Source organism: Bacteroidota bacterium, from assembly GCA_039111535.1.
Classification (GTDB): Bacteria; Bacteroidota; Rhodothermia; order Rhodothermales; family JAHQVL01; genus JBCCIM01.
On record JBCCIM010000171.1, the window covers coordinates 1 to 13,706 of the forward strand.

Below are 13,706 nucleotides of genomic sequence, written 5' to 3' on the forward strand. Positions count from 1 at the left end.
ACTGCTCCTTATGGAATTTGATCCCGTAGCGCTTATCGCCCAAAAAAGAGATGGGCACCAGATTGAAGCCGGCGCCATCAAGCAGTTAATCGACGCCTATACTTCGGGTGCGTTGCCTGATTATCAAATGAGCGCTTTTCTGATGGCTGCTTTCCTTAAAGGAATGGATGCTGCTGAAATACAGGCACTCACCCATGCCATGCTCTACTCAGGGAGAGTTGTAGATCTTTCCGAAATTCCGGGCATCAAGGTAGACAAACACTCAACGGGCGGTGTTGGAGACAAAGTATCGCTCATTCTGGCGCCTGTTGTGGCAGCGTGTGGCGTTCCTGTACCCATGATATCTGGTCGTGGCTTGCGACATAGCGGTGGGACACTGGACAAATTGGAGAGCATTCCCGGCTTTGATGTGCAGATGGATATGGCGGCATACAAAGCGCAACTTGGTCGGCTCGGTGTGGTCATGATCGGACAAACTGCTGAAATAGCACCAGCGGACCGTAAAATTTATGCGCTACGGGATGTTACGGCCACGGTGGCTAATCGTGCTTTTATTGCGCCCTCCATCATGAGCAAGAAAATTGCTGCCGGCATAGACGGGTTGGTGCTTGATGTGAAGTGTGGCGCCGGCGCCTTTATGAAAACACCAGCGGAAGCGCGCGCGCTGGCAGAACTACTGGTGCAGATAGGAGAAGAGTTTGGTAAACCGACTGTCGCGTGGCTAACAAATATGGACCAGCCGTTGGGTTATGCTGTTGGCAACTGGCCGGAAATGGTAGAAAGCATTGCCTGTTTACGCGGACAATGGATCGACGACCTGATGCAACTCACCCTTACCCTGGCCGGCGAAATGATCTACCTGGGGCAACAGGCAAATTCTCCCGAAGATGGTTACAAACGCGCGAAAGCTGCAATAGATGATGGATCTGCGTTTGATAAATTTCTGGCTATGGTAGAAGCACAGGGTGGAGATGTCGCGGTTGCATCTACGGGGAGCCGTGAAAACCCAAAACATGTTATTGAAGTGAAGGCCCCGGCTGGAATGGCGGGTTATGTCCAGCAGATCGATGCGCTGGCGATTGGTGAAGTGGCTGTGGCGCTTGGGGCAGGGCGCTTGAAAAAGGAAGACTTGGTTGATCCGCTTGCCGGCTTGATTTTGGCGCACAAACAGGATGCGCTGGTTGATCAAGGCACGCTCCTTGCCACACTTTATACCAATCAAGACATTGAAATTGCACCGTTGACCAAAAAAGTACAGGCTGCATTTACTGTAGCAGATACTACTGCCGCGCCGACCATCTTGCTAAAAGACCGGTATACGGTTGCAAATGGTTGGCAAAAAGGGTGAATAAACGCTGTTGCTGTGGAGTCTCGTTGAAAAAGAGGCGTGCATTCAAAATCAGGGCGTCGTATTGTTTACAATACAAGTGAATATCATTAAAATTAAGCGTAAGGTATAGAAATTAGGCCCCGCCGCTGATTTCTGTGTGTGGAAATGCATCTTTCAATGACTGATGCTCGTTACATGCAGAACAGCTATATTCCTCTTACGCATTAAGCTTCGATAACAATCCCAACCTACCCATGTCAATTTGGAAACGATTTTCGCGATGGATTAAGTCAGTATTTGGCGGCGCAATCTCTGCGATGGAAGATCCTCGTCTTATCCTCGAGCAGAATATTCGGGAGCTGAATGATCAGGTGCCGAAGATGAACGAAAACATCGCGACCGTGAAGGCCAACGTCGTTTTGCTTCAGAAAGAAGTGCGTCGTACGGAGCGCGAAGTGACAGATGTTACCTCCAAAATTAAAGCAAGCATTTCTGCAGGACGTGATGATCTTGCTGAACGTTATGCGATGCAACTGGAGAAGGGACGTGATACCCTCAGCCGCACGAAAGAGCAATTGAAGTATGCTTCTGCAGCATATGACAAGGCGCTGCAGGTGAAAAAAGCCTTCATGCGTGAAAAAGACCGCAAGATTCAGGAAGCCAAAGAAGCGCTGCGTGCTCACGAGCGTTCAAAGTGGCAGTCTAAAGTTGCGGACGCAATGGAGCAGTTCGAAGTAGGCGGGCTTGATCAAACGCATGACGAGATGATCCAGCGTGTAAACGAAGAAGCTGCCCGCAATGAAGCGCGTATTGAAATGGCGCTTGATTCGTTTGATGTTGAAGCACTGCGTATTGAAGAAGATGCCGAAAACATTCGTGCCTCTGAAATTGTGAAGCAGTTCAAGCTCGAAATGGGTGTAGGCGGTGGAGATGAAGGTACAAAGTCTTCTTCGCCGGCTGTTGAGCTTCCGGAGCAGGAAGCTGAGCAAGGTGCAAAAACCATTGGCAAGCAGCGTACACAAACTGAATAGTTCCCCTTGGTTAACCCTCTGTTCAGGCTCTGTAAAAAGGCACTATGACACCGGAAGAATACAAGCGAATCAAGGAAGCAGAAAAAGAGCATCTGCGCGCGCTCAAGAAATTGAAGTCGCAGTTGCGGACTGCACGGCAACAAAACAATGTTGCTGAGGCCATGAAGAAAATCGAAAATGCACCGGGTGACGATCTCACCCGGACGCATGAAGAAATGGTCGATCGCCTTGCTATGGATACGATTCGTGAAGAGGCGCGCCTTGAAATGGCGCTCTCTGAAACCGGTGAAGTTGATTCAGAACCCGCCACCGAAGGGATTGACGAAACGACTGCAGAAGAAAAGATTGTGCAGTCTGATGCGGAATTACAGAAGCTACGCGCCCAGGAACTGGTCCGCCAGATCAAGTTGCAGATGGGGCTAGCTGATGTTAAGAAAAAACAAAATGATGCCTCCTCAGTAAAGCATGAGACGCATGCTGCTGGTGAGGAGGATGAGGACGCCGGGATGGTTGAGGAAAAATCGACGGAGGCAGCACCGGAAAAGGAGTTGCCCGAGAAGACGATCGGTCGCATTCCACGGAAAAAGCTGTAACTTCACCGCGTAAGGAGAAGACAAAACCGTCCGAATCAGTTGCTCTTGAGGGCATGAACGACGCAGATATCAATTATACCAAAGAAGCATTCCTGAATCCCTGGAACCTGGGATTTTTGATTATGGCCATGCTTTCCGCTTTTTTCCTGAGCGGGATGCCTGGGACGGGTCCGTTATTCAATATCATCCTTATCCTTGCTGCCGCGTCCGAGTTGATGTATCTCGGTATTGTACCCCGGCAAGATCGGTTCAAAAAACTCATCCGGTCACAGCGTGCCCGCGAACGGTCCAAGCCACCCTCACAAAAAGAGATTTACGGCCGGCTCACAAAGTACAGCCAGCGCCGCTACGCCCGGTTGCGTAAAATTGAGAAAGATATCCAGAGCAATTACCGCAAGATGAGCTATGCCTCACAGGGGTTGCTGGAAAGCCATTTGAAAAAGATCAACGGCCTGATCGAGTCGTACATCAAGCTGCTGTATCAAAAAGAGCGGTACGAAGACTCGGTGCGCACAGGCGCTGAGAAAGAAATTGCGCGTGATATTGAGGAAGTGCGGTCTGAACTGGATGAGCAGTCACCGCGCGTTAAAGCAATCAAAAAGCGCCGGCTGCGTATCCTTGAGCAGCGCCTTGATCGATTCAAGAAAAGCAAAGAAAATCTTGAAATCATTGAAGAGCAACTGGCTACGATCGAAGATGTAATCAAATACATCCACGAACAGTCCCTCACGCTTCGCGATCCAGAGGCCATCACGTTCCAGCTGGATACCTTGCTGAATGAGGTAGAGGAAACGGAAGCGTCTGTTGAAGAGATAGAAGACGTCTTCCGCTCTCCGGCAGATATTCTTAGCGAAGTAGACACCTTCGACTTCGAAGATCCTACCGAAGACCCACTGGCGTCACGCTCGCGCCAGCGGGAAGACTAGGGCATATCCCCAAGCCACGCCTGTTTTATTTTACCAGCGTAAGCAGGCGAGTAGCTACAACAGCTTCATCTACCCGCAGACTGTAGAAATACGGGCCGCCCGGCAGATCTATGTCTGCATGAGCGGAGCCGTCCCATGTTGCAGTATGCGCGCCGGCAGGATAAACGCCGGATGCGAGTACCTGCACTTTGCGTCCTAGCAAGTCGAAAACAGCCAGTTCGACGTTACCGCTGCGCGACAGCGTGAACGGGATGGTTGTTTCACCTGATGTAGGGTTGGGGAAGTTTGCGCCCAGGTTATGCTGCTGTTCAGGTACTGCTGGATCTTCCGTTGCCGTAGATTTGGTTTCGACAAACCGGTGCAACTTGCCGTCGAAGCCGGCGATGAACAATTCTCCGTTTTCGCTTACGCCAAATGCCGGCACATTGAAGGTAGCCCGTACAATTTCTACGTTGGTTGTGTCATCTTCGGTAACAGTTAAGGCCCAAATACGGCCTGATACATAGTCTGCATAGATGTATTTGCCGCTTATTTCAGGGACGCGCGTGCCCCGGTAAACGTGGCCGCCTGTGACTGATATGCCTTCATTTCGGTTGTATTCCCAGACGGGCGTTGTGAGGCCTGTTGTTACGCAGTTGTTGCGGGGTTCGAAGCACAGGCTTGCCTCCATGACGTCCCATCCGTAGTGCTTGCCTTTTTCGATGAGATCAATTTCTTCGCGAGATCCCTGCCCAACATCGCCAGCCCAGATATCTCCTGTTTGCGGATCGATGCTGAAGCGCCATGGGTTGCGTAATCCATATGCAAAAATCTCTTCCCTAAAGTTTTCAACGTTACCTACAAATGGGTTGTCTGCCGGGATTGCGTACGGCTCATTCGCAGTGGAATTGTTCACGTCAATGCGCAAGATCGAGCCAAGCAGCGTCTTGGGGTCTTCTCCGTTTTCATCAGGGTCACCGCCATCACCTCCGTCTCCCAGGCCAATGTACAGAAAGCCATCAAGGGGGCTGAACGCAAGCTGTCCGCCATTATGGTTGCTGTACGGTTGCCCAATTTCCATGATGACAAGCTCACTGGATGGATCGGCAGCGTTTGGGTTGGCCGCATCAACGGTGAAGCGCGAAATGACAGATCGCCGCGGGCTGGACGTGGAGTAATAGACAAAAAAGTGTCCGTTGGTCTCATAATCAGGATGAAAAGCGAGCCCCAGTAAGCCTTCTTCGTTGCCGGTGTTCACGGTCAGGTCTAGAAAGGTGTTAGACGTGGAGGCATTCTGGTCATTGTCGAACACAATGATTTTGCCCGAATGCTGTTCTACAACAAACAGGCGATTTGAGCCATCGCCGGCGTGCTGTATATCCACCGGGCGCGAGAAAAACAGGTTGTCGAAAGCCGTTTCGAGTTCGAGGGCAATTTGCGCCTGTGCCGGTAGGAAAGCACATAAACCGAAAAAGAGCAGGAATACAGGCTTGATAAAACGCATGGGAATTCAGGCTGAATGGGAGAGGTTAAAGATGGACAACAGAAATACAGGGCCACCATTGATGGTGGCTGCGGTATGGGCCTTTACCGGTAATTTACATCCAAATTTGATGCCGAAGTAGGCGATTCAGGCGGACTGGATCCTGCAAGAGCAATCAGTCCGGAAACAGGGAGGCATCCATGCCCGGAATAATCTCCAATGCGTTTTTGTAATAGATGTGTTTAAGGGTTTCATCAGGCAAGTCGAGGCCATAGAGCCGCCAGTGGGCATGACGCTTCCGGTAATATTTGAAATATTCGTCGTCTGTTTCAAAGGTCCTGAAATAGACATGGTATTCCTCTGCTTTCCAGGAGTCTTTGCCCATCAACACGCGGTCCTGGTATTTGATCAGAAAGGCGCGGGCGTGCTTGGGTTGCCGGCCGAGTTCTGCCAGCACAGCGCCAACTTCGGTGTACATGTTGGGTATTTCATCCATCAACGCACCGAGCCGGTCGAGATCGTTGCCCAGCCAGCCGAGGTGCGCATTGATAAAAATGGTATTGGAATGTTTGCGAAAGACATTGTGTTGCTCAGCCATCTGGACTTCCCAGGTCGGGAACGACTCTGGCGGTCGCTTTCGTCGGGGAAACATCTTCAGTTCAAGCCAGCGCTCGTTGTTTTTGTCATGCGGCTCATAGAAAGGAGACGGTTCTCCGGTATGGATTAGCACAGGAATACCAAGCTCGCCACATTTGGCCCAAACATGATCCATTTGGGGGTCATTTGTCCGGAATCGCTCTCCGTTGGCATAGCGCGTAAACATTCCAAGGTTTTTGAATATCTTCAGGCCCTGCGCACCATTTTTGACGTCTTCCTCCAGTTGCGCTGCTGCTTTGAGGCCAAAGTCAGGGTCGTCAATATTGTCAAAGTTGATATTGGCAAACTGGATGAATCTTCCCGGAGAACGGCCGTTCATGTTTTGTACAGCAGCTTTTAGCATTTCACCGCTTCGTCCACTCAGGTTTACAGCCACAGCCATATTGAGGCCATCCATTTCGCTGATCAACGCTGCAACATCTGCGTCGTCCATATCCGGTGCGCCCCAGTGGTGGCTGTGCACATCTACAAAAGGATACTTTGACTTTGTGATGGGGTTTTCAGGGACAACTAGAGTAGAGCGGGGCTCGTATTCATCTACCGTCATGGTCTGCGCTGCCACAGGCAGGATGAACAGAATTGAGAGACAGAAGCCCAAAACGTATTTCATGGCGGAGTTTGTATGCAGCATTGCGGTGCGTATTAATAAGGCAATTGAACAGCGCATTCCCCAAAAGGTAAGGAAAAGATTACATTTCAAATGGCCAGATTATCTGGCGTAATCTTGTATACTGATCCGGGCTTCAATATTTGTTTAGATAAACAGTTTGTGGTGGCGTTTGTGTACCGTGTGAAGCCAATTGAATTACTGTCGAGTGGGGCTTGGGTTCTTTTTTAGCCTTTATTTTTCGCAGCCCTGCAGCACAAGAAAGTACACACCAATCCGGTTTCAGTAGTATTTGCTGAGAGATTAGATGCCCGACGCGATGAGCAGTTCGATATCGCGGTGGGGCATGCCGAACATGGTTGACAACGTCTTTTTTGTGATGTGCCGGCGGTAGGCATAGGTACCATTGCGCAAACCAACATTTCGCCAGAGGGCTTCATTCATGTTGCCCACCTCGCCAATTTGTAGCAGGTAAGGTACGAGCACATTTGTTAGCGCGTAGGTTGCCGTGCGTGCTGCGTTGGATGGCATGTTGGGGACGCAGTAATGAATTACGTCGTACTGCCGGAAGATAGGTGAAGAGTGGGTTGTAGGCCGGCTTGTTTCTATGCATCCTCCCTGATCGATCACAACGTCTACAATCACCGATCCCGGTCGCATGGTTGAAACCATGTCTTCTGTGACAAGCATGGGTGCGCGATGCCCTGATGACATGGCTGCCCCAATGACGACATCAGCTGAACGCACCGATTCGCGGACGTAGTGTTCTGAAGCCATAGCCGTGAAAATACGGCGATTGAGCAGGTGCTCCATCGAGCGCAGGGCTGTAAGGTCGTTGTCGAGGACAATCACGTGCGCCCCATACCCGAGTGCGGCACGCGCTGCCCATTCTCCGATCACGCTTGCCCCAAGAATCAAGACAGTTGAAGGGGGCACCCCTGAAATCCCGCCAAGCATTACGCCTTGTCCGCCTTCATCACTCTCCAGATACCGCGCTGCAATCTGAACTGAAAGCGCGCCCATAATCTCGTGCATGGTGCGCACGATCGGGAAAGTATTGTCGGCATCACGGATAAACTCAAAACCAATCCCTGTAATGCTGAGTGAAGTCAGTTTACTGAGGATATCAGCCGTGGCGCTTCCGAGGTGCAGGGCAGAGAACAGGATCTGCTTTTCTTGCAGGAGGTCCAGTTCGGTGACGCTGGGAGGGCCAACTTTGACAATCAGGTTGCAGGTGCTGAATAGATCTTCAGGATTTTCGACAATGGTAGCACCGGCGTCAGCATACTCCTTGTTTTTGAAGTGCGCCAGGGAGCCGGCGCCTTTTTCGAGGTAAACCTGGTGGCCATTTGCCGCGAGCGTCTGTACCCCACCGGGCGTTAGGGCTACCCGCCGTTCTTCGTTTGAAATTTCACGCGGTATACCAATGCGCATAGACGTGTGTTGGGACCGAATGGCAACCATTCGTTCCTGGGGGCGCATTGCTCCTTCTACCTGTGTAAATCCCTTGATTGAGGGAGTCTCCATACAAAATCGGAAATGAAGTACAAAACCATCAGCCCTGTAATATACGAGGTTTTAAGCTGGATGACACTTTTTCTGATTGCATAGCAGGTCCAGAATGATTTAGAAATAGCTAAGAGACCAAGAATTCCTTGTTAGGCTGGTTAACCTTTGCTGATTCCAATCCGATACTAGCGCAGAGCGCACACCTCACTACAGGCCATTTTGGCCGTAAAACCTTCGGTTGTGTGCGTCCAGCAGGGCCAATTGCTGCTCGCCGGGGATATAAATGTAGTGCAAATGGTGTTTTGACCACCCGCATACGGTATAGCACTACCTTTTACGTCATCCGGGGAAAATACCATTAATTGTCGCGTTTTGCGCCCCTTTGCGCAGCACCTGCCCTGAGAAGCAAGCAGTGTTAGACCAACCCCGCTAGAAGCACATGGAATCGTCGGTTACGCAGTTGAAAAAAGAAGAGTTGGTAGCCAATCTTCGGGAAAGTCCGGGATTTGCCAACGGCATCACAGATTTGCGTGGTGCAGATTTGTCACACGAGGACCTGAGCGGGATAAACTTATCCGGGATAGATTTATCAGGTGCTGATTTGCAGGGGGCCAATCTTGCCCTTGCCCGCCTATTCAAAACAAACTTGAGTGGCGCAAACCTGGTGAATGCCAACCTGGAGTCTAGTGAACTCACCGGAGCCAATTTATCAGGTGCCAATCTGGAAGAAGCGAACCTGAAACGCGCCGGACTGGGCATGGCCCAGTTGAAGAAAGCCCGTTTGTTTAAAACCAATCTCACGGCGGCAACACTTACCAAATCAGATCTCGGCGAAGCTGATTTGCGATGTGCAATTCTTGACTCTGCGCGGATTCGGGAAGCTTCTCTGGAGAAAGCGGACCTGACCAATGCCAATCTTCAACATGCAGACATTTCCAAGTGTCGCGTGCATAAAGCAGCATTTACGGGTGCAGATTTGCGCGATGCAAACCTGAATGGCATTACAGAATTCAGTTCAGCTGATTGGGTTGGGACGGACATGCGGGGTGTTGACTTTGCCGGCGCCTACCTGTTGCGCCGTTTTGCTATGGATCAAAACTATATCAAGGAGTTTCGCGAAAGCAGCAAATTCTCAGCTTATGTGTACTACGTTTGGTGGTTTACAAGTGATTGCGGACGCAGTGTAGGCCGTTGGTTGGCCATTATTGGTGTGCTGGCGCTGATCTTTGCCGGCCTCTACACGCAGGTGGAACTGAGTTATGGTATGCATGAGGACTCGTGGTTCATGCCCATCTACTTCAGCATCGTTACGATGACAACGTTGGGCTATGGAGATGTCTTACCCGTTTCAACTGCTGCCCAAATAGTCTCGATGGTACAGGTGCTCATCAGCTATATCATGCTGGGTGGCCTGCTTTCTATTTTTAGTAACAAACTGGCCCGCCGCGCCGAATAACCCTGCTTGCCATGTTAAGATTTCTCAGACGACAAAAACGTGATCCGAAAGAGGTTATTCGGGAATTATTTGGAGACGCCGAGTTGCCCAGCTTTCCTTCAGCTGTAATGGAAGTGCTGAGTTTGTTGCGGAGCCCAGACTCAAAAATTGCCGAAATTGAGTTCAAGGTAGAGCGTGATCCCGGATTGAGTGTAAAAGTACTTCGGACGGTCAATTCTGCTGCCTTTGGGTTGTCGAAACGCGTGGGGCACGTAGGGCATGCTGTTAGCTTGCTTGGTCGGTCTCGGCTCGAATCTATTGTGCTTTCCGTTGCTGTAAGCGCCGTTTTCCCCCAAAAGGGTGAGTCTGGATTTGATTATGCATCGTTTTGGGCTACAGCAGCGCGGCGCGCTTGTCTGGCGAAGCTGCTGGCAAACCGGATGCACCCGATTACGGAGATCGAGGCTTTTACTGCCGGCTTGCTGCAAGATATGGGTATTCCGCTGCTGGCTATGCAAAAGAGTAAAGAGTACCTCAAAATTTATGCATCCTGGCAGAGTGATCCGCTCAGTTCCCTCGAAGAACTTGAGCATGATGCGTTAGGCTATGACCATACGCAGGTTGGGGCGATTGTGGCAGAAACCTGGGGGCTCCCACAATACCTGATCGATGCCATATCTGGCCACCATACCTGGGGCGGTGAGCATCATGTAGAAGAAGCTGTCCAGCTTGTATCCCTGATTCGGGATAGTGAGGTAGATGATGGCTCTAACAAACTGATTGAAGTTGGCATGAGTCAGTTTGGCGTCGATGAGACGGTATTGCGCGACCTCGTAGAAAAAGCCATCGAGGACGCTAATGATTACTACGCCATGTTAAATCAATAGCAAGTGCGGTTAAAACGGCATGCGTATCAGCGCTGCCTTTTTGTCGAGCCGCGCAGACTTTACGATGGTCTGATCTGAATCCAGGATCTCTGTCCAGGCGAGTACAATGTTGGAATCATCTGCAATTACCTGTGGGAATCCGCTTTGCCGGCTGGCTTTGGAGGCAGCAATCGTCACGGGCGCAAACCTGATAACATTTTCCGGTGTAGTCCAGGATACCATTTGCAATTTAATATCTGCCCCTCCATTGGAAGTCGGTTGAAGCCAGGTAACTACCGCGCTATTTTCATCAAGCAAAGCAACACCTACACGTCCGGCTGGCCGCGCGTCTGTAATCATCAGGGGCGCACCGAAGGTTTTTCCGTTGTTATCTGAAACAGCAAATTGTACGCGGGGTGTGTCCTGCGCTGCTGTAAACCACGTTATTGCCACCACATCATCAACCGCATCCAGCGCCGGCCCATTCACCGGACAGCCCGCAATTTGCCACCCATCCGGGTGTACAACTTCCGGAGCGCTCCAGGCGCCATCTGTATACCTTACTACAGCAATATCTCGAATTTCCGTTGCTGAGCGATCCCGGTAGGCGACCAGTGCAGAAGCCGGCCCCGTACGCACGGCTGCGGTCTGGCAACAGTCGCATACGCGGTCATCAAGTTCAAACTCTTTTGTTAACGTACCCGTAGCATCAAACACAGCACTGCGGAGCGTCATGGCACGCTTGGAGGGATCGCCATGATGTCCGCCGGCGGTAAAACGGCCATCCAGCCAAATGGCTTTGAACGTATCGGTCCCCCAGGGAAGCAACGAGACAAAGCCGTGCTCTGCCTGCACGCCATCAGTGTGAGGCATAAACCCTTTGGTCCAGGTGCCTCCACCATCGCGGGTAACGGTAAGGCGGACATCGTATGTGTACGTCCCGCCGGCGCTTTTTGTGAGGTAGCTTGCCGCTTTATGCTGCGGGGAATGTGCAGCCAGGGTGGGGAAATCGGCCCAATTAATAAACCAGTTTTTGCCTTCTGCTACAGCGCTGGCCGGTGACCAGCCTTCGTTAAGAAACGACGAGGTATGCAACGTTGCTGATCCGTTTGCGTTACGTGTCGTCCAACTCAAGAAAAGCTGACCGCTGCTACCTTTAACCAATTCTGGTGTAAGGCTGGCAGTATCTGCCGGCGTTTCCAAAAAGACAATGCCTTCGGCCGTCTGCGGTAAATCCTGTGCTACAGATTCGCAACCGGCAAAGGCTAGGACAAGCATAAACATGCCGGCGATTTGCTGAAAAGTAATCTTCATATAAAAGCAGGGTAACAGCAGGATTATATAGAAATCCGTTTTTGGAGACTTTGTAAAAGCGATACAGGGGCCGCGATACCTTGTGGCCGTAGATTTAATGTCTTTTTCATTGACAGATGCGGTACAAAGTTTCCTACATCAACCTTTTTTAGGTATTCTGCTCGTTACGTTCGCATACTTAGACGGCTACGCTTTTGTCGAGTAGCATCCCATGGGGAAACCATCCTGCAACAGGCCTGATGCATATCATGAAAGGCTCGATGCAGTTAAGGATAGAAACACATAGAGAAGTAGTAAAACATGGAGGTAATTTGACATTATGGCGCGTTATAAGGGAACGATAGGTATTTTAACCGGAGGGGGCGACGTGCCCGGACTGAACCCGGCCATTCGGGGTGTTACCATTCGAGCCATCCAGGAAGGATACCGTGTTATTGGTATCCGGCGTGGTTGGGCTGGTCTGGTAGATTTTGTGCCGGATAAAGAGGCGGATAACAGCAGCAACATTGTTGAGCTTACAGTCGAAAATGTAAACCGTGCGGGTAGGACAGGTGGTACATTCCTGCATTCCTCACGTACGCGACCCAGTACATTGCCCAAAGACGTCGTACCACCGCATTTGCAAGACAAGTATACAGATGAGGTGAATGATGTCACCGAAGATGTAATCAAAAACCTGGAGTTTCTGGGTATTGATTATCTGATTCCTATCGGTGGAGATGATACCCTCAGCTATGGATACCGGCTGCATGAGCAAGGCGTAAAAGTTGTTGCCATCCCTAAGACGATGGACAACGATGTGCCTGGCACTGATTACTGCATCGGATTTGGCACCTGTGTGACCCGTACGATTGAGCTGACCCATCAGCTCAGAACTTCAGCCGGCTCACATGAAAGATTCCTCGTCATCGAAGTCTTTGGTCGCTATGCAGGGTTTACTGCTGTGCTGCCAACCATGGCCGGTGCTGCTGATCGCTGCGTGATTCCTGAATATCCGGTGGATATGGAGCACCTGACCGAATTGATGGTCTACGATCGCAAGCGTAATCCGAGCAACTACTCCGTTGTGTTGGTTTCGGAAGGCGCGAAGCTTCTAGGCGAAGAAAGCATGTCGTTCCTTGGCGATGAAGCTGACCAGTTCGGACACAAAAAACTGGGTGGGATTGGTGACAAGGTTGCGGCTGCACTCAAAGAGTACTCACCGAAATACAACAACGGCCGGAGCATCAACGTTGTGAACCAGCGCCTGGGGTATATGGTGCGTTGTGGTGATCCGGATGCATTGGATTCCATTGTGCCCATGGCCTATGGTACGTTGGCGCTCGAACTGGTGCAGAAAGGTACGTCGGGCCGGCTTGTGTGTGTACGCAACGGGGTGTATGACAATGTGCCCATCGACGTAATCATTGGTACGAAAAAAGTGGTAGATATCGAGAAGTACTACCATCCCGATCGTCTGCGCCCGCGTTACCGCTCCTTCGACAGAAGCCCGGTCTTCCTCATGTCCGGCGCTATTTGATCGTAGTTGCAGATTATGCGTTACAGGTTGTGGCCGGTTTTGCTGTATAGCAGCGCCGGCTGCAACCCGTAACCTGAATGCAAATACCCATGGAATTACCCTTCGACGTTGAGGCTGCTGAAAAGGCGCTCACGTCAGCAGACCCTCTGATGGGAGAAGTGATTGCAACGTATGGCCCGTGTGCGATGACAATTACACCATTTCAGAGTCCTTTTGAGTCGCTCTTCCGCACCATCATTTATCAGCAACTTTCTACGGTATCTGCCAATGCAATTTATGGGCGCGTATTGGCCCTTTTTGAAGGCAAGGTCCCAACACCAGAAGCAACGCTGGATATGGCCGCAGATGCTTTTCGTGAGGTCGGGATGTCGAGGCAAAAAATCAAATACGCGCAAGATCTAGCGCAGAAAACGCTCGAAGGCACCGTGCCTGAAATGACGGCCCTTGCGCACCTGTC

Annotated in this window: 12 protein-coding genes; 8 read left to right on the forward strand and 4 right to left on the reverse strand. The window is 50.9% G+C overall.

Translation table 11 applies throughout. From position 1 onward, the window contains the following. From AAF564_20740 to AAF564_20755, 4 genes are all read left to right on the forward strand, one after another. Window positions 1-1,348: thymidine phosphorylase (locus AAF564_20740; protein ID MEM8487991.1), on the forward strand; the 1,348-nt coding region annotated here is incomplete at its 5' end. Between the two features lie 236 nt (window positions 1,349-1,584). Next, a complete protein-coding gene (locus AAF564_20745) occupies window positions 1,585-2,361 on the forward strand; it encodes a PspA/IM30 family protein (protein MEM8487992.1) in 777 nt (258 codons plus the stop codon). Window positions 2,362-2,405: 44 nt separating this feature from the next. After that, window positions 2,406-2,954 (forward strand): hypothetical protein, encoded by a 549-nt coding sequence (locus AAF564_20750; GenBank protein MEM8487993.1) that lies wholly within the window; start codon window positions 2,406-2,408, stop codon window positions 2,952-2,954. Window positions 2,955-3,007: 53 nt separating this feature from the next. Further along, complete coding sequence (locus AAF564_20755; GenBank protein ID MEM8487994.1) at window positions 3,008-3,880, forward strand: hypothetical protein; 873 nt, start codon at window positions 3,008-3,010, stop codon at window positions 3,878-3,880. A 25-nt stretch (window positions 3,881-3,905) separates the two neighbouring features. Here AAF564_20755 and AAF564_20760 read toward each other — a convergent pair whose 3' ends face one another. The 3 genes from AAF564_20760 to AAF564_20770 form a co-directional block, all read right to left on the reverse strand. Next, the gene (locus AAF564_20760) at window positions 3,906-5,363 is read right to left on the reverse strand and encodes a PQQ-dependent sugar dehydrogenase (protein MEM8487995.1); all 1,458 of its coding nucleotides are present in this window, start codon (window positions 5,361-5,363) and stop codon (window positions 3,906-3,908) included. A gap of 154 nt (window positions 5,364-5,517) precedes the next feature. Then, window positions 5,518-6,609 carry an amidohydrolase family protein gene (locus AAF564_20765; GenBank protein MEM8487996.1) on the reverse strand — a complete coding sequence of 364 codons (1,092 nt, stop codon included), beginning with the start codon at window positions 6,607-6,609 and terminating at the stop codon, window positions 5,518-5,520. Window positions 6,610-6,909: 300 nt separating this feature from the next. Then, the gene (locus AAF564_20770) at window positions 6,910-8,133 is read right to left on the reverse strand and encodes an alanine dehydrogenase (protein ID MEM8487997.1); all 1,224 of its coding nucleotides are present in this window, start codon (window positions 8,131-8,133) and stop codon (window positions 6,910-6,912) included. Window positions 8,134-8,554: 421 nt separating this feature from the next. Between AAF564_20770 and AAF564_20775 the strand changes: the two genes are divergently transcribed. Together AAF564_20775 and AAF564_20780 are read left to right on the forward strand one after the other, a co-directional pair. Further along, a complete protein-coding gene (locus AAF564_20775; protein MEM8487998.1) occupies window positions 8,555-9,571 on the forward strand; it encodes a pentapeptide repeat-containing protein in 1,017 nt (338 codons plus the stop codon). A gap of 11 nt (window positions 9,572-9,582) precedes the next feature. Beyond that, complete coding sequence (locus AAF564_20780) at window positions 9,583-10,437, forward strand: HDOD domain-containing protein (protein MEM8487999.1); 855 nt, start codon at window positions 9,583-9,585, stop codon at window positions 10,435-10,437. 9 nt (window positions 10,438-10,446) lie between these two features. On the opposite strand, the gene AAF564_20785 is transcribed toward AAF564_20780, so the two are convergent. Beyond that, window positions 10,447-11,730 (reverse strand): exo-alpha-sialidase, encoded by a 1,284-nt coding sequence (locus tag AAF564_20785; GenBank protein MEM8488000.1) that lies wholly within the window; start codon window positions 11,728-11,730, stop codon window positions 10,447-10,449. 319 nt (window positions 11,731-12,049) lie between these two features. On the opposite strand from AAF564_20785, the gene AAF564_20790 reads away from it, so the two are divergent. Both AAF564_20790 and AAF564_20795 read left to right on the forward strand, forming a co-directional pair. Then, window positions 12,050-13,249, forward strand: a complete 1,200-nt coding sequence (locus tag AAF564_20790) for an ATP-dependent 6-phosphofructokinase (protein MEM8488001.1) — start codon at window positions 12,050-12,052, stop codon at window positions 13,247-13,249. A gap of 89 nt (window positions 13,250-13,338) precedes the next feature. Next, on the forward strand, window positions 13,339-13,706 hold a 368-nt coding region (locus AAF564_20795), incomplete at its 3' end, for a DNA-3-methyladenine glycosylase 2 family protein (GenBank protein MEM8488002.1).

What these genes read in the sequence shown, in the direction of transcription:
- AAF564_20785 (MEM8488000.1), bottom strand. Translation starts at nt 11,730, where the DNA reads ATGAAGATTACTTTTCAGCAAATCGCCGGCATGTTTATGCTTGTCCTA.
- AAF564_20760 (MEM8487995.1), bottom strand. Translation starts at nt 5,363, where the DNA reads ATGCGTTTTATCAAGCCTGTATTCCTGCTCTTTTTCGGTTTATGTGCT.
- AAF564_20780 (MEM8487999.1), top strand. Translation starts at nt 9,583, where the DNA reads ATGTTAAGATTTCTCAGACGACAAAAACGTGATCCGAAAGAGGTTATT.
- AAF564_20775 (MEM8487998.1), top strand. Translation starts at nt 8,555, where the DNA reads ATGGAATCGTCGGTTACGCAGTTGAAAAAAGAAGAGTTGGTAGCCAAT.
- AAF564_20790 (MEM8488001.1), top strand. Translation starts at nt 12,050, where the DNA reads ATGGCGCGTTATAAGGGAACGATAGGTATTTTAACCGGAGGGGGCGAC.
- AAF564_20750 (MEM8487993.1), top strand. Translation starts at nt 2,406, where the DNA reads ATGACACCGGAAGAATACAAGCGAATCAAGGAAGCAGAAAAAGAGCAT.
- AAF564_20745 (MEM8487992.1), top strand. Translation starts at nt 1,585, where the DNA reads ATGTCAATTTGGAAACGATTTTCGCGATGGATTAAGTCAGTATTTGGC.
- AAF564_20770 (MEM8487997.1), bottom strand. Translation starts at nt 8,133, where the DNA reads ATGGAGACTCCCTCAATCAAGGGATTTACACAGGTAGAAGGAGCAATG.
- AAF564_20765 (MEM8487996.1), bottom strand. Translation starts at nt 6,609, where the DNA reads ATGAAATACGTTTTGGGCTTCTGTCTCTCAATTCTGTTCATCCTGCCT.
- AAF564_20755 (MEM8487994.1), top strand. Translation starts at nt 3,008, where the DNA reads ATGAACGACGCAGATATCAATTATACCAAAGAAGCATTCCTGAATCCC.